The sequence below is a fragment of the Marivivens aquimaris genome, from assembly GCF_015220045.1.
In the GTDB taxonomy this organism is placed as follows: Bacteria; Pseudomonadota; Alphaproteobacteria; order Rhodobacterales; family Rhodobacteraceae; genus Marivivens; species Marivivens aquimaris.
This window is the reverse complement of sequence record NZ_JADBGB010000002.1, coordinates 39,132-54,906: the sequence shown is the minus strand read 5'-3', so window position 1 is coordinate 54,906 and position 15,775 is coordinate 39,132. Positions and strand designations below refer to the sequence as shown.

At 55.6% G+C, this 15,775-nt stretch carries 11 protein-coding genes; 9 read left to right on the top strand and 2 right to left on the bottom strand.

All coding sequences use genetic code 11. From position 1 onward, the window contains the following. Positions 1 to 80 precede the first annotated feature (80 nt). The 4 genes from IF204_RS16590 to IF204_RS16575 all read left to right on the top strand — a co-directional run bounded on the left by IF204_RS16590 (position 81) and on the right by IF204_RS16575 (position 8,902). Positions 81 to 5,420, top strand: a complete 5,340-nt coding sequence (locus IF204_RS16590) for a glycosyltransferase family protein (protein WP_194098298.1) — start codon at positions 81 to 83, stop codon at positions 5,418 to 5,420. A gap of 69 nt (positions 5,421 to 5,489) precedes the next feature. After that, positions 5,490 to 6,077, top strand: a complete 588-nt coding sequence (locus tag IF204_RS16585) for a hypothetical protein (protein WP_194098297.1) — start codon at positions 5,490 to 5,492, stop codon at positions 6,075 to 6,077. A 90-nt stretch (positions 6,078 to 6,167) separates the two neighbouring features. Then, positions 6,168 to 7,154, top strand: coding sequence for a glycosyltransferase family 2 protein (locus IF204_RS16580; protein ID WP_194098296.1), 987 nt, complete (start codon positions 6,168 to 6,170; stop codon positions 7,152 to 7,154). Then, positions 7,151 to 8,902: an FkbM family methyltransferase gene (locus tag IF204_RS16575; RefSeq protein ID WP_194098295.1), complete on the top strand. Its 1,752-nt coding sequence runs from the start codon at positions 7,151 to 7,153 to the stop codon at positions 8,900 to 8,902. The genes IF204_RS16580 and IF204_RS16575 overlap by 4 nt, the downstream gene beginning before the upstream one ends. On the opposite strand, the gene IF204_RS16570 is transcribed toward IF204_RS16575, so the two are convergent. Together IF204_RS16570 and IF204_RS16565 are read right to left on the bottom strand one after the other, a co-directional pair. Continuing rightward, the gene (locus IF204_RS16570) at positions 8,883 to 9,746 is read right to left on the bottom strand and encodes an O-fucosyltransferase family protein (RefSeq protein WP_194098294.1); all 864 of its coding nucleotides are present in this window, start codon (positions 9,744 to 9,746) and stop codon (positions 8,883 to 8,885) included. The genes IF204_RS16575 and IF204_RS16570 overlap by 20 nt on opposite strands. Positions 9,747 to 9,750: 4 nt before the next feature. After that, positions 9,751 to 10,665, bottom strand: coding sequence for a hypothetical protein (locus IF204_RS16565; protein WP_194098293.1), 915 nt, complete (start codon positions 10,663 to 10,665; stop codon positions 9,751 to 9,753). A gap of 399 nt (positions 10,666 to 11,064) precedes the next feature. On the opposite strand from IF204_RS16565, the gene IF204_RS16560 reads away from it, so the two are divergent. The 5 genes from IF204_RS16560 to IF204_RS16540 all read left to right on the top strand — a co-directional run bounded on the left by IF204_RS16560 (position 11,065) and on the right by IF204_RS16540 (position 15,730). After that, on the top strand, positions 11,065 to 12,027 hold the full coding sequence (locus tag IF204_RS16560; RefSeq protein WP_194098292.1) for a glycosyltransferase: 963 nt from the start codon (positions 11,065 to 11,067) through the stop codon (positions 12,025 to 12,027). Continuing rightward, on the top strand, positions 12,002 to 12,670 hold the full coding sequence (locus tag IF204_RS16555; RefSeq protein WP_194098291.1) for an acylneuraminate cytidylyltransferase family protein: 669 nt from the start codon (positions 12,002 to 12,004) through the stop codon (positions 12,668 to 12,670). Before IF204_RS16560 ends, IF204_RS16555 begins: the two co-directional genes overlap by 26 nt. Further along, a complete protein-coding gene (locus tag IF204_RS16550; protein ID WP_194098290.1) occupies positions 12,667 to 13,596 on the top strand; it encodes a phosphoglycerate dehydrogenase in 930 nt (309 codons plus the stop codon). The genes IF204_RS16555 and IF204_RS16550 overlap by 4 nt, the downstream gene beginning before the upstream one ends. A gap of 63 nt (positions 13,597 to 13,659) precedes the next feature. After that, positions 13,660 to 14,784, top strand: coding sequence for a GDP-mannose 4,6-dehydratase (gmd, locus tag IF204_RS16545; protein WP_194098289.1), 1,125 nt, complete (start codon positions 13,660 to 13,662; stop codon positions 14,782 to 14,784). 124 nt (positions 14,785 to 14,908) lie between these two features. Next, positions 14,909 to 15,730: a WcbI family polysaccharide biosynthesis putative acetyltransferase gene (locus tag IF204_RS16540; protein WP_194098288.1), complete on the top strand. Its 822-nt coding sequence runs from the start codon at positions 14,909 to 14,911 to the stop codon at positions 15,728 to 15,730. The last annotated feature ends 45 nt before the right edge of the window (positions 15,731 to 15,775 follow it).

Below are 15,775 nucleotides of genomic sequence, written 5' to 3'. Positions count from 1 at the left end.
CTCCTTTTTACGTAGTTGGCAATGGGCCATCACTCTCCACCCAAGTCCTTGACGCACTGCCGACTGGCCGATGGCTTGGCATGAACGCGGCCTACAAATATTGGGACCGCACTGGCAATTATCCCCATATCTACGCGTGTCTGGATCCGGTGGTTGTGAAGCAGCATAGAGAGGCAATCGAGCGGCTTCTCGATGAGCCCTCGATTTCCGAATTCTTCTTGCATGAGGCCATTTTCGAGGAACTTCCGCACCTACGGGGCCACCCGAAAATCACGGCGCGAGATGAATTTATGTCGCGAACCGGTGCAATCCCTGTTTCTTCGATGTCGAACTACAAGCAAACCACTGGCGTTTTGGCGACCAGATTCTGTATCGAAAAAGGCTTTCATGAGCTTTGTCTGCTTGGGATCGACTGCAATTATGTGGAGCGCTTGTCCCAATCCGAAGCTGGAGAAGGTCACGAGCTCACCATCAAGGGTGATGTGAAGCGCAACCCGAACTACTTTTTTGATAACTATCAAGAAAACAATGAAAAGTATCAGGTTCCAAATCCGCAGATCCACTCTGGCAACCTTCACCTTCAGTCTTTTGTAGCCTTGCGCGATGACATTGCGAGATCAAGCGCGAAGGTGGAAATCACAGTTGGTTCCCGTACTTCGCTGCTCAGTCGGTTCAACATCTTCCCTTACGAAGATGTCTACGAGACGCTCGGTTTGAGGAGACTGTCGGCGATTGCCGTCCCCCTCATGCCGCATGAGCTCGACGGGTTTCTCGAGCGCCTTCAAACCTGGGTTGATCCGAAGCTGGTACCGTCTTTCAATGCTGTCAGTGGTGTCGCGCTTCATGTGTTCATGTCTTGCGCAACCGACGTCGAAATCGAAGAAAAAATTCGAGAGCGCGCCAAGCAGCTCCCTTGGCTGGCACGGTATTTCAAAAAACTGCGCGTGACGTTCCTCAAGCTCGATCCGAAGATCGACTATTATGTTCGTGGCAACTCTCTAAACCTCTTTTGTAACAAGTCGGGGCCCAACATCTTCTGGCTATCGATGATGGCCTGCTGTCGCGACTACGAAAATACGTTGCTGCTTGAAGCGGATTGTGTGCCCGTTCGTGCAGGCTGGCTTGACGCTTTGGAAAGGGCAGTCGCAGACTGCCCGCCCGGAACCTGGGTCATCGGTGCAAACTATCATGGTCCGACAATGACCGCCCCGGTCAATGGATTTCATATTAATGGAAACGCCATTTATGCCACGGGAGATCGTGAATTTCAGGATTACCTGAACGGTGACTTCTTAAGGACGCTGAAATGGCTCGCTGAAAACGTATCTAATAGCGTTGCCTACGATGTCGCGTTCTCGCTCGGAATGCACAACTATCAGGAAATCCAGAAACAGATCGGCGTGAATCTGCGGAAATATGCGTGGCGCTATACTTTTACGCCTGTAATCCGCAACATTAGTGGACAGATTGAAACCGAGACCGCAGGCACTGTCGATATTATGCAAGAAGTCCGCGACGACGTGTCGATGTACCTGTGCCACGGGCAGCCAGCACTCAGGTGGCTGGAAACCGAATTTGCCAATCTGAATAGTTTTTATGCTGAAGGTGACGAAGCGGTTCGGGAAATTCGTGTAAATAGTGTCGGCTCTCTTACCAAGTTCGTGACTTGGAAGAACCTTGGCTTTGGCCAAGCGCAAGCCACACTACACGAAGGTCAGGCACAATGGCCCGACGAAATTAAAGTACATATCGGCGGAAACATTGCTCCTAGTAACAACGGCATTTTAGAGCTCAACTTTATCTTGCCAACATCGTTAGATTTCAAACACGTGAACGCGATTAGTGTACTTGAGAGCGGTGAGAAATCCACTCTTGAGTTTGAACTTATGCGCTCGGCCCAAACGGTCACGATGCGATTAATCTCGATTAATGCAGCTTCGCTAAAAGACGTTTCGCTGGAAATCACTTTATCCATCAAAGACAAATCAGCATCGATCCGTCATGAAGTGGCAGGCTTGCGATTTTTACAATATCCTGCGAATTCAGCGCCTCTTGAACTCGTCGCCACCTCGAAAAAACAAGAAGCTGCTGACCTGGAAGACACATGGGGTGAGTGGATCGGCCGCAATCAGTCGGAACTTCAGAAGCGCTATGCTTTTATAGAGTGTGTGCAGGAGAGCGTGGCTCCAACTTTGAAAGATATCACCACCACCGGTCCTCATACTTTCGTAGATGGCTTTTTGGCGGTGCCGGTAGCCAATGATAGTAAAGTTCGGCTCCGTTTTGGCACACGCCCAAATCGAAAAAATCAACAGGACGTTAAGCTTGCTGTCACACTCACCGCCGAGACCGATTGCGACGTGGTACTTGGCGGCAAAGCGTTTGGCTACTCGATCGTTGAACAGAAACGTACGCTGCGAGCGTTAGAGCAAACTGAAATCCCCTTGGAATTTCTGCTCTCGCCTGCACATAGCACTGATTTCTTTGTCTCGGTCGAAATTCACGCGGCGTGCCAAGATACCTCAATGCCGACTCCAAAACTCAGAATCGAAAAAATTAAGATCTTGCAGACACCGCAGTTCACGACCCCGCCCAAACCTACGCGATTTATATCAGTCAACCCTGATGCCGAAAGCTTCTTTGGCCATTTCCTAAACTACGAAGCGCGCTTGGGTAGAGCGCTACGGAATAATGGCCAGCCACACTTGATCGCCGGACCTATAGACGCCGAGCCCAAAGTGTATGAAGCCCATCCCGAGATGGCTAAGGTATTTTCCTGCCGCACGAATACTCTGTATTCCAAGTCTGCGGGCAAGGCAGTCGCCGGTCTAGATACGTTTGCGACCGAATTGGATAGCTATCTTTCCAGCCTTGACCACAGTGTGCCTTCGCAGCTCTTCATGTACTGCGGGTCACTTGAGATAGCGGGAGTGTTGGAAAACCTTGCACATAAGTATCCTTCATGCACCTTCGCGATCAGCCTCTACTATCTTTCGTGGCTGGATCTGACTGACAATGGCCTCCAAAATTATTGGAAGCCGCGGCTTGCCAAAATGTCGGCAAATCCGCAAATCCGCCTTATTGTTCCGTCTCCGGAACTCGCGAAAGAGATGCGTAAAGGCTTCGATGTTAAAACCGAAGTGTTGCCGCACCCGACAACGACTTTCCACGACGATGAGATCGGCAAGCTGAATGCAGGCGGCGGTGAAGACGGGCGCAAAACAGTCGTTTTTCCAGGCAACTTACGCGGTGGCAAAGGCTTTGATTTGACCAAAGAAGCCCTGCTTCAACTGATTGAAGGCGGCGTAGAGGACTTGCGTTTGCGAGTGCGATTCCCGCCCGCCGATAGCGTGAACAAATCACGTCAGGCCTTCTTCGACCAAATCCGCGATCACGTGGAAATTATGGACAGCTACCTCAGCGAAGACGAGTTTCGCGACCTGCTGCTTAGTGCCGATCTTGTCGCGCTGCCGTACACTCCTGATCGCTTCTCGAACCGGACGTCCGGCTTGCTCATTGACTCGCTCCTACTGGGCGTCCCCAGCGTTGTGATTGATGATACTTGGTTGGCCGGCAAAGTCCGCGAATTGGGCTTTGGCGAAGTTGTTGAAGAGGACGGAAAAGCGCTGACTGACGGCATCCGCGCGGCAGTGGCCAATCTAAGTGACTTAAAAAAAGCCGCACTGACTGCTCGCGACACTTATGTTCAGGAGAATTCGTGGGACGCCCTTGTGTCGTTCCTGAAACAAGCAAAGCCTGCCGTAAAACTTCCGCAAGCATCCAGTAGTCAAGATAGCGAAGCGTCGAACCGCCGCTTGCTCATCATCGGCAATGGTCCTTCGGCACGTCTTCTTGCCGAGGCCGGATTCGATAAACTTCCGGAAGGCATGGATACATGGGGAACGACCGCCGCATATCGGTATTTTGAAAAAGAAAACTGGTGGCCAACCTACTACGCTCTGGCTGACCGCAAAGTGGTTTATCACCACCGCGAGAATTTTGCGCGTTTGCTCGACGATCCCAAAGTCACCACAAAGAAATTCTTCTTCTCATGGAAAGTTTCCGACAGCCCCCGTATGGAGCTCATTGCGCATAGCTCCACTGGCAGCTTCAGCCTTAAAAAGGCGATAGAGCTTGGCTATCGCGAAATTTATCTCATAGGAATGGAAGGTGCCTATGTCGAGGAAATCCTCGAAAGTCGCTTCCTGACGCCTGAAGAAATCGAAGAACGTGGTTTCGGCGTTCTCAATCTTTCCCCAGCCGAGAGCAAACTTCTCATCATCGACCAAGACCCGACCTATAATCCAAACTACTTTTTCTCGGGATACCAACTCAAGGGCGACGTTTATTCACTGCCACAAGCTCACACCCACCAAGCCAATTGGGATGGTGTAAAGAGTGTTGCAGCGGAAGCTGGAGCTAGCGTCATTAACTTGAGCAAAATCTCGAAGATTGATGCTTTTGAGCGACGGGACATCCGCAGCGTCTTTCCGTATTTGCCGGAAAACTGTTGGTCAGATTTTCCCGATCCATTCTCTGACAAAGCCCAACATGCCAAATCGTTGCATGAAATTGTCACACGTGGATTCGAAAAGGTCGATGTGGACAGGTGGGCCCTCGCACTTGAAAATGCGCATGGAGCAGTCCTTCGCGCAAAATTCACTCGGCCGGGTGTGACAGAAGATAGAACCCTCGTTGCATCGATGAGCCTGACTGCCAATGTCGATGTAAACTTGATCGCGGCATTCGCTCGCGAGGGGAGGACGCCGTTCGAAGGCCGAAATAGAAGCATCGAATTGAAAGCTCATGTGCCGACGACTATAGACATCGCTCATGAATTTTCTCGACGTCATAAGGAGCTGAAATTCCAACTCAGCGATTTTCATTTCGACACAGCAACTATGCTTGAGATCAAGATTGCAAACGTTGCACTGACAGAGTCAGCAGAAAGCGTGATCGGTCGTCACGAGGCTGAGGAATTGACTCCTAGACGCGCGAAGTTGGCGTTCGATGAAGGAAATGATAGCTATGCTCTTGGGATATGGCTATTTCTCCGTGAAATCGGAGTAACCAACCGATACGATGACGCAATCGTAAAAGCTGCCAAACGTATCGGCATCCCCGATGCCTGGTCCGCAGACGCCTTAGCAAAACGCTTGATCCGGTCTCCGTTCCCGCAGGATGCAGTTCTGCTCAATGAAATGAAAGAAATTGCACAGTCTGAAACGCGACTCGAAGCTAATGCTCGTATTTTCCTTACCAAGATGGCGACAAAACTCTTGCTGGATCAGTATGAAAAATCGGACATTTATGAAAATCTGAAAGCTAGTGAAGTCACTGCGGCGCTGGAACTTCTCCCAAACAATGACAAAGTGAGATCGCATTTTGAAAATGTGGTCAATCGTAAGCGATCAGCTTAAGCCATGAGACATCTACAACTCGGCCCATCAAACCGCTAGCTTCTGCGCAAACGCATAAGGAATACCCCGATGACCGCATCTCTTCTCCACCCGATCCAGACCTCCGCCAGTGCGCTTATCGGCGGTTTGCGGGATGCATCGTTTGATGGGAAAGCCTCGGGTGATGCGAATTTGCATGGTCCTCTGTTCTGCGATCTGGACTCGCAGCAAGGCACGGTGGATTTGTCTTTCAATTCCGGCCATGACGAGATCGCATCGCTGAACGCGAAAGTGTCCGGCAGCCCGCGTTGGGTGGTGCTACGGCTGGAACTGGGTCACGCGCAGCTGGCCAAAGGCGATGTGCTCGGCGTGTCGCTGCGCGGCTCGTCCAAGACCGGCGCGACGCTCCAGCCGCACCTGCGCATGGTGCGCGGCGAGATGCGCGACACGCGCTTCAAGGACGCGATCCGTCTGACGCCGGAGACCACAACGCACGTTGCGATGCACACGATCCTCGGCGGTGACCGCGCCTATGGCGAACCGGGTCACGCGGCGCTTGTGTTCGGGATGCCGAAGGCCGATTTCCATATCCAGATCGATGACCTGCAGTTCTTTGTGGTCGGTGCGGCGCATGGTCTGCGGACTGACCTGCCGAGCCTCGTTTCTTTCGCCGTTTAACTTCGCAATTAAATTCGTTCAGGTTGAATTTACTTTCGGATATCAGTCCGAAATGGTTGAATGAAACGCGAAGGGAAGACCGCGCACCGCATGCCGAAGCTGACTTGCATCACCACCGTCTATAACGACGGGCCATTGCTGTTTACGGCAATCAATTCGGTATTGGGACAGAGCTTTACCGATTTCGAATATCTGATCGTGAATGACGGGTCGGATGCGGAAACGACGCAGCTTCTTTCGCAAATCGACGATCCGCGCGTGCGGATTATCTGGCAATCGAATGACGGGCTGTCCTCTGCCCGCAATACCGCGCTGCGGCACGCGAAGGGTGAATACGTCACGTTTCTCGATGCCGACGATAGCCGTCCCGACTGGTCCTTCGCCGCAATTGTCGAATTGCTGCAATTGCACAATCCGGACGTGCTTTTCTGCCGCGGCGTTTTGATGGGTCAGCGCGGAAATCCGCATCCATTCTTTGACGATCAGCATTTCGACAAATTGTTCGAGAAAAACAAGAGCGGCGTTTTCAATCGTAGCGATGCCAATGCGGAAGTGGTCTGGTCGCTCGCGCAATTGATTGAACCGCAGTCTGCAAACAAGGTCATCCGGACAGAGTTGCTGCGCTCCTTCGGGATCAGCTTTCCCGACACGCATTTCTTTGAGGACGTGTACTTCCACACCCTCGTGCTGGCCGCGGCCGAGAAGATCGCGATCAGCGATTTTCCCGCCTTCACCTACTACAAACGCTATGCGCGCTCGCAGATCACGTCGACCGCTGGTCTCCGCCGCTACGATGTAATCGCGGTGAGCCGCCTGACGCTCGACCACGCGGCGCGGGTCCGTTGGATGGATGCCCCGCTCTATCGCAGTGCGGTGTTCAGTTCGTGCATGAAGCTGATTGAGTGGTGCGAACACAACGTCGGATATCCCTATAAAAAACAGTACCTTGAAGCCGCGACCAGCATGACGCAGTTGCTCGACAAAAGGTATAGCGAGTTCAAACGCGAAGACCTTCTGGCGCTTGGCGTCCGCGTGCCTGGCGTGAATTACGCCCGCGACATGGCGGCTTTGCTATGACTGTCACCGTTTCCTTTGCAGGTCGCCGCCCCGAATTGGACGTCCCTCCGTCCGCCCATCTTATTGGCGACAGCCGTTGGCGGGTGAAGGCGATTTACGAGCGCTTCCTGACCTCGCAAACCCTGCCGCCCGAGGGTATTGCGGTCGACATCGGCGCGGGCTTCGGCGCGTTCGCCGTGCCTTTCGCACTGCGCTATCCGCAGTGGACGATCTGGTGTTTCGAGCCCGATGCGGACGCCTATCAGGCGCTGCTGAAAAACATCGCGCGCCACAAGCTGACGAACATCATCGCAAAACCGTTTGCGATCAGGGGTTTGGACGGGGAAGCGGGCGAGCCGCTCACCGCTGCGAACGCCGATAGCCGCACGACGCTCACTGCGTTTCGGCGGCACAAGGTCAACGATGGATACCTTGAAGCCTCCGATATCGAAGATGAAAACTTCAAGCCCGCGCAAATCATGACGCTGCCTGCGAACTTGCTGGCAAGCCTGCACCCGACGCTCGTGAAAATGACCGCCCCGCAGGCCGAGGCCGGAATCCTGCGCGCCCTCGCGCCCGCCATGCCCGATTGGCTGATCGGGGAGGCGTGGTCCGACCTGCCCGCCGCATTGGCCAAGGACATCGGCAAGGCCGCTTGGGTTCCCATCGCGCACCGCCCTCAGCACGCTCTGCGCAAGCAGGCCGATGTGGCGGGCCGCGCGGATCGGCTCGACGTGATCCTGCCCGCGCGTCAGGCGACCGCGATCCGCCTGCGCACCATCGCAGAGCGCGTCATAGATACCGATATCAACGTCATCGTGGTGAGCGATCATCCCGAAAAACTTTTGGAATTGCAGGACGTTAGCGGCCTGAGCGTTGTCCCCGCCAGTAATGACACCTTTGCCACCGCGCTTGGCACGGGCCGCCATCATTCGGACGCGCGCTATATCGCGATGTTGTCGCCCGATGACCTGCCCGATCACGGCCTGTTTGCCGCCCTCCTGAACCTTGCGCGCCTCAGCGCGGCTGAGATTTGCGAGGGTCGCTCCGCCTTTGCTGACGCCCTGCCCCGCGAATTGCTGATGCCGTCGCTGGCCGAACGGATTGCGAAGCGCATCGCGACTAAAATCACGGGCAAAAAACCCGACCAGCCGCGCGGCGAGCCGACAAAACTGGCGACGAGCCGCGCGCGTGTTTGTCGCCGAGATTTCCTTGATTCCAATGGGTTGTGGCATCCCGAACACCTTGGCGGGCACGGTGATTTGTGGTTCGATCTACTGGCCCGCCGCTACTGCACCGAAATCGCGACGCTGGACACACACGGTCTGCTGCAACAGGACCGCTCGCCCGAAACCGGCACTGCGGCGTTCCGCGTGCTGGAAGTTTGCCGCCTCGTTCTGCGCCGCGGGATCGAAGAAGGCTGGCGCGATTTCGGCCCGACGATCAGCCGCTTTGCAGACGTTATCCTGCGCGCCCACGCCGAGTTGCCCGACGCCCTGCGCCACCGTTTTATCGAGGGCGCGGCGGAGCTTTGGATCTGCATCGAAAAGTCCATCGGCCGCGATCTGGAGATGAATGAAACGCATTATCTGTCAGGTATGGACGGGTTCGATGACGTGTACGCGGCGCTCAAAGAGAGGCTAAAGGATCAAGGTCCGAGCTATGCGTGGGCGTGGCTCGACAGCCCTGTCATGCACTCGCGGATCGTCGAAGCGGAGCAGAAATGGGACCGCTTTTCAGGCTCCGGCTTTAGAAATCCAGACCACTGACTTCCATCGGCCGCCCCGGACCGGCGAGCCGTTGAGCGACGTCGGTGAAAGAACTCCACGGGCTGCCGAGGAAATGACGACCCGTCGTTAGCATCAATAGATCGGCCAGCGCATATTGGATCTGAATAGCGGAACGGTCGTAAAGGGTACGCTCGACTGTCACGAGTTTATTTCCGAATTCATCGGCAAACGCGGCATATGTCTCGGGTGTATCAGCGGCGAGGAAAATGGAATTAACGGAATTGTCATTTTCCAATTCTCGAATTCGCGCGATGAATTTCTCGCGATTACTTTGCTGCCGCCATTTCTGTAATTCTTCGTGCCGATGCGCCGGCCAATTTTTCGGCGATTCATATTCGAGGTGCTCGAACCCCTGACCGCCCGCCATGCGGATATGGACCGCCATATCATTCGGCTTCTGAATTGGTTCCATCAGATCGAGAACAGCGCGGGACGGGCGCATTGCCCGCAGCTTTTCCTGCTCCAGGTCGAATGACAGTTTCGGACTGACGAGCGAATAGGCCGAGCGAAGATAAACGTCGCGGTCGCGTTCATTTGTATCGGCGGTAAAAACGGGAGCGAGGTGACAGGAATTCTCCTCCGCCTCCATATAGTTGTATTCGATCTCACAGGATTGACGGATCGCGGTGGCCTCGTCCGTCTCGATCACCATGCCAGAATAATCGAGCAGATCGCCGATCCGCGCTTCGCAATGCGCATCGGTACGCCAGATCACGACCAGTTCGCGGCCTGTCTGCTCCGCCAGAGCCTCCGCCGAGGCGAGCGCGCGCAGACGGTTGCACAGCCCGTGCTGCACATCGATGAACAGGAAGGGGCGGCGCACGAAGTTAGCCGAACAGGCGGCGGATGAAGCGCAGCGGCTTGGTCACGTACCAAGATGTCGAGGCGTGGACATCGCGCAGACGGTTTTCGGCGTCGATGCGAGCGCGATCAACCTCGGCCAGAGAGACAGCCAGGACAGCCTCGCGTTGCTTCTTATCGGCCTTGGCTTCGTCGAGGCGTTGCTTGAGGCTCTTGACCTCGACTTCCAGTAGCTTGGCCTGCGCACGTTGCCGCTCGACTTCGTTTTTGAAAGTCTGAATGCGCTTTTCGCCATCCGACGCGAGGCTTTCGGCGCTTTGCAGCGCTTCGTTCAGAAGCTGGATATTTTCCACCATAAGCTCGCGTTCTTGACCGTATTCGGCCAACCGTGCGCTCGAAAGCTCCATGTTTTCGGTGAGCAAGGGCCGCTCGGCTTCCAGTTCTTGCAGACGGGCGATACCTCGAAGCAGCGTCTCGCTCGCATCGACGTCGGTCAGCAGTTGGTGCAAGCGGATTTGGACTGGGCCAACGTGCATGGCTTCCAGTTCCTGAGCAATCTGCATCGCGGTCGCGTCAGACTTGAGGATTGCGCCGAGCGGGATCAGTTCTTCCGCAGAGAGACGACCATTTCCGCCCTCGCCTGTCATCTCGACGCCGAGGCGTTCGCTCAGCGCCGCGACCAGCTCCGGATCACCCGCAGAAAGCAGGGACGCATCGACGAGCGTCGCGCGGCGGCGGTTCTGGCGGATGGCATCGAGGACAGCTTTCGCCTCGTCCGTCCACGCCTTCAGAGCATCCTGCGAAGACGTGCCAGCGGCAATGGCGGAACGCAAGTGCACGAGCGGCGATTCGAGGGGAATGACCACTGTTGCAGCGCTATCTGAGAAAGCTTCACCGATATCAGTCGTATAATCGATATCGCTTTTGGATACGACATTCATGCGAATGTGATCAAATAAAGCATCAGTCCCCAGAATCAAAATGCCTGCAGTACGCGCGTTTTTCGGGGATAGCATCTGTGTCGTCATATTATTCTCTGCAACCGGATTGATCGTTTCAGACCATAAAATGGTCAACGAAGCAACGACATAGATACCATACGCGACATTCGGAGAGCCCTTGGCATTCCGCAATAGCGCGCAATTGGGAGGGATCAATGACTATCCACAAATATATATTATTAGTAATTGGTTAACGATTGGTGTCTAGGCGGAATGCCGCATGGCAGCAAAGGTGAGTTGCCCCGAAGGCGTTCAGACTATAAATGTGCATCGACGTATTGAAGCACGAGTATCCGCGTTCATTTTGTGCGTAAATCGTAGACGAAACAGGGTTATAATGTGCTGATCAGCATAGTTATCAGAACACTGAACGAAGCGCGCCATTTGGGTGACCTTCTGGAGATGATTGCCAAGCAGGATGTGCGTGGCCATGCGGTTGAAGTGGTGCTGGTCGACTCCGGGTCGACCGATGGCACCGTCGAGATCGCGCAGCGCAAAGGCGCGAAGATCGTCACCATCACCAAACAGGAGTTTTCCTTCGGGCGGTCGCTGAACCGCGGTTGCGAGGCGGCCGAGGGTGATGCGCTGGTCATGATCTCGGGCCACTGCATTCCGACCGACAATAACTGGCTGTTCAACCTTTGCGACCCGCTCGACAAGGGCGTCGTGTCCTACACCTATGGGCGCCAGATCGGCGACGACGACAGCAACTACTCCGAGCGCCGGATTTTTGCGAAGTATTTCCCCGAGACCTCCGCTATTCCGCAGGACGGTTTCTTCTGTAACAACGCCAATTCCGCCGTGTCCCGCGCTGCTTGGGCAGAGTTCCGTTTCGACGAAGAACTCACGGGCCTCGAGGACATGGAACTGGCGAAGCGCATGGTGATCGCAGGGCACAAGGTCGGCTATGTCGCCGATGCGACCGTGTTCCACCACCATCAGGAAAGCTGGGCGCAGGTCCGCCGCCGTTTCGAACGCGAGGCGATCGCGCTGCAATCCATCATGCCCGAAGTGCAGCTTTCGCGCTTCGACGTGCTCCGTTTCTTTACCGTGAGCACTCTGGGCGATCTGCGGTCAGCGAGCCGCAATGGCATTACCTCAACCAGCAAAACGGACATGATCCGCTACCGCTGGAACCAGTTTGTCGGCTCCTACAAAGGCAACCACGAACACAAAGTGATTTCGCGTCAGGCGAAAGAGCGTTTCTTTTATCCACACGTATCCAAGAAGGCAGATCAAGATGAATGGCTCAAGCCGCTGCGTCGCACTTCTCCCTATGAAAGCCAACAGTCAGAGGGTTAAGGGCAAGAACTTCCGTCCGCTGCACGGCAAGCCGCTTTTTAAATGGATCCTCGACACGCTGCTCGCGATCGAGACCATTGATGAAGTCGTGATCAACACCGACGCCCGTCACATCCTCGCGGAAAACGGCCTCGTTGAAGGTGGCCGCGTGCGTATCCGTGACCGCAAGCCCGAGCTTTGCGGCGATCTGGTATCGATGAACCGCATCCTCGAAGACGACATCGCGGCTGTTCCTGCGGACACCTATCTGATGACGCACACCACAAATCCGATGCTGTCGGAAACCACGATCCGCAACGCGATGCTCGCCTACCAGAACGGCGTTGCAGCGGGCACAGCGGACTCTTTGTTCACCGTGAACAAGATCCAGACCCGTTTCTACCGCGCCGACGGTAGCGCGGTGAACCACGACCCCGACAACCTGATCCAGACGCAGGATCTGGAGCCGTGGTACGAAGAAAATTCCAACCTCTTTATATTCACCAAAGACAGCTTCGAGGCGACCGACGCCCGTATCGGTAAAAAGCCGATCCTGTTCGAGATGAACAAGATGGAAGCCGCCGATATCGACACGCCCGAAGACTGGGCGCTGACCGAAGCCATTGCCATGATCCTCCAGAACCAGACGGTAGCCGCACAATGAAAGACGTCCTCGTAACCTGCCCGCCGATGCTTGGCCAATTCGACCGTTTCGTCGACTTCGCCGCTGAAAAGGGCCTGCGTCTGCACCGCGCCAACGTCACCCAGATCATGACCGAGGACGAACTGTCGGAACTTCTCCCGAACTATGACGGCTGGATCATCGGCGACGACCCCGCGACCCGCGCCGTGTTCGAAGCCGGCCAGACCGGCCGCCTGAGCGCAGCCGTCAAATGGGGCATCGGCGTCGACAACGTCGACTTCGCAGCCTGTAAGGACCTCGGCATTCCGATCATTAATACCCCGATGATGTTCGGCACCGAAGTCGCAGACGTCGCTACCGGCTTCGTCATTGGCCTCGCGCGCGAGCTCTTCGTCATCGACCGCGGCGTGCGCGCCGGCAACTGGCCCAAGCCCGCCGGCATCAGCCTCGGCGGTCGCCGCGTGGGTGTCGTCGGCCTCGGCGATATCGGTCGCCAGACCGTCACCCGTATGCAGGCGCTCGGCATGAACGTCGTGGCCTACGATCCTGGCGTCGAAGGTGACGCGGGTATCGCCGGCCTCGAACGCGCCGCATGGCCCGAGCAGGTCGAGACCCTCGACTTCCTCGTCTTCACCTGCTCGCTCAACCAGCACAACTTCCACATGCTGAACGCCGACGTGCTGGCGCAGTGCAAAGAAGGCATCCGCATCGTCAACGTGGCCCGCGGCCCGCTGATCGACGAAGCCGCCCTGATCGCCGCCCTGCAATCCGGTCACGTCCACTCCGCCGCTCTCGACGTCTTCGAGGTCGAACCCCTCCCCGCCGACAGCCCGCTCCGCGACATGGACCGCTGCATCTTCGGCTCGCACAACGGCTCAAACACCGTCGACGCCGTCATCCGCGCCAGCCACGAAGCCATCACAAAGCTCGCGGGCTTTTTCAGCTAACAGACCGAAAGCACATATTCTCTTATCGCCAAGCGATTAGAGGAACTTATTGAAGAAATAGACATGACCAAAAAAGCACTTATCACGGGCGTTACCGGGCAGGACGGCTCTTATCTGGCCGAGTTCCTTTTGGAGAAGGGGTACGAGGTTCACGGCATCAAGCGTCGTGCGTCCTCGTTCAACACGCAGCGGATCGACCATATTTATGAGGATCCGCACACCGACAATGCGAACTTCAAGCTGCATTACGGCGACCTGACCGACACTTCGAACCTGACGCGTCTGCTGGGTGATATCCAGCCGGACGAGGTTTATAACCTCGGTGCGCAGAGCCACGTTGCGGTCTCGTTTGAGGCGCCGGAATACACCGCCGATGTAGACGCCACCGGCGCGCTGCGTATCCTTGAGGCGATCCGTTTCCTCGGGCTGGAGAAGAAGTCGCGCTTCTATCAGGCGTCGACCTCGGAGCTCTTCGGCCTCGTGCAGGAAATCCCCCAGAAAGAGACCACCCCGTTCTATCCGCGCTCGCCCTACGCTGTCGCCAAGATGTACGCCTACTGGATCACGGTAAACTACCGCGAGAGCTACAACATGTATGCCTGCAACGGCATTCTGTTCAATCACGAGTCCCCCCGCCGCGGCGAGACCTTCGTCACCCGCAAGATCACCCGCGGCATGGCAAACATCGCTCAGGGCCTCGAGCAATGCCTCTACATGGGCAACATCGACAGCCTGCGCGACTGGGGCCACGCCAAGGACTACGTTCGGATGCAGTGGATGATGCTGCAACAGGACCAGCCCGACGACTTCGTCATCGCGACCGGCGTTCAGTATTCGGTCCGCGAGTTCATCACGTGGTCCGCGCGCGAGCTGGGCATCGAGCTGGAGTTCTCGGGCACCGGCGTCGACGAGATCGCGACCGTCGCTTCTGTCACCGGCGACAACGCTCCCGAGGTCAAGGTGGGCGACGTGATCGTCCGCATCGACCCGCGCTACTTCCGCCCCGCCGAGGTGGACACCCTGTTGGGCGATCCGACCAAGGCCAAGGAAAAGCTCGGCTGGGTGCCGGAAATCACCGCGCAGGAAATGTGTGCCGAAATGGTCGCCGAAGACCTCAAAACCGCCCGCCGCTACCGCCTCCTGAAAGAGCACGGCCTCGACCTGCCCGTCAGCGTCGAGAACGGGTGAGGTTACGTAAGAAAATATGCAGCGAAAGCGCTCAATAGAGTGCTTTCGCCTTGCCGCAGCTCAGATACCGTAACGCGGACAATCAGAGTCTACTAAAAATCGCTACATAAAGTTTGATAGAGTTGTGAAGCTACTTGTCGTTGGAAATTGCCAAGTCACGCCGCTTGCTAACCTGCTGGCTCGGATGATCTCCGGGCTCGAAACGACAGCTAAAGAAGTTTGGAAATTAACCGCTCAAGAGTGTGCCGCGATTGACGTCAGTCAGTTCGATGTGGTGGTCGCTCAGCCGCTTCATTCAGAGCGATATGGCGCTGTGTCCTACAAGCACCTCAGCCAAATCACGTCGCGCACGCCGGTCCACTTTATCCATAACCTTCATTTCGATGGTTTGTCGCCAGATTGTACTTACCTTGGCCCACTTGGAAAACGCCTTTCGGGACCGATGGGGACCTATCACAGTCGAACGATTGTCTATTCGTTCAAGAATGGAAAATCCATTGATGAATGCGTCGCTTTCATGCGCCGTGGGGCTGGCATAAGACCACAGGAAACCTGGAGCGCATCAATAGCGGAATTGCAGAAACGGGAGGCGGGGGTGTCAGTGCATTTTGTGACTGAACTCATCTCCCAAGTGAAAGAACGCAATAGTTTCCATGTTTTCAACCACCCGCGAGCGAACCTGCTTGCGCGCTATGCGGAAAAAATAGCAACCGTTGCATTCGGAGTGACCCCGAGCTTTCAAAATTCGGAATTGGAAGACGAGCTTGCGTTTGCAGGGAGCTGGCCAGTCTTCTCATATTTATCTGAAGCATTGGGATTGGATTATGCGCAAGAGCACTTCATCATTCCCCGCTACAGTTCATCGCCGGTCACGCCGTATGAGTTTGTGGAACTATGTTTTGAGCATTATGCAACAATCGGCGCCGACAAACTTGTACGAGCATAAGTTTAGGAGCGTAAAGCTGCATTTGCAAAATGAGCAGCACCTCTT

Excerpts from the sequence above, each read along its gene's own strand:
- IF204_RS16590 (WP_194098298.1), top strand. The coding sequence starts at position 81 with ATGAACGCGGCCTACAAATATTGGGACCGCACTGGCAATTATCCCCAT.
- IF204_RS16585 (WP_194098297.1), top strand. The coding sequence starts at position 5,490 with ATGACCGCATCTCTTCTCCACCCGATCCAGACCTCCGCCAGTGCGCTT.
- IF204_RS16580 (WP_194098296.1), top strand. The coding sequence starts at position 6,168 with ATGCCGAAGCTGACTTGCATCACCACCGTCTATAACGACGGGCCATTG.
- IF204_RS16575 (WP_194098295.1), top strand. The coding sequence starts at position 7,151 with ATGACTGTCACCGTTTCCTTTGCAGGTCGCCGCCCCGAATTGGACGTC.
- IF204_RS16565 (WP_194098293.1), bottom strand. The coding sequence starts at position 10,665 with ATGAATGTCGTATCCAAAAGCGATATCGATTATACGACTGATATCGGT.
- IF204_RS16555 (WP_194098291.1), top strand. The coding sequence starts at position 12,002 with ATGAAAGCCAACAGTCAGAGGGTTAAGGGCAAGAACTTCCGTCCGCTG.
- IF204_RS16550 (WP_194098290.1), top strand. The coding sequence starts at position 12,667 with ATGAAAGACGTCCTCGTAACCTGCCCGCCGATGCTTGGCCAATTCGAC.
- gmd (WP_194098289.1), top strand. The coding sequence starts at position 13,660 with ATGACCAAAAAAGCACTTATCACGGGCGTTACCGGGCAGGACGGCTCT.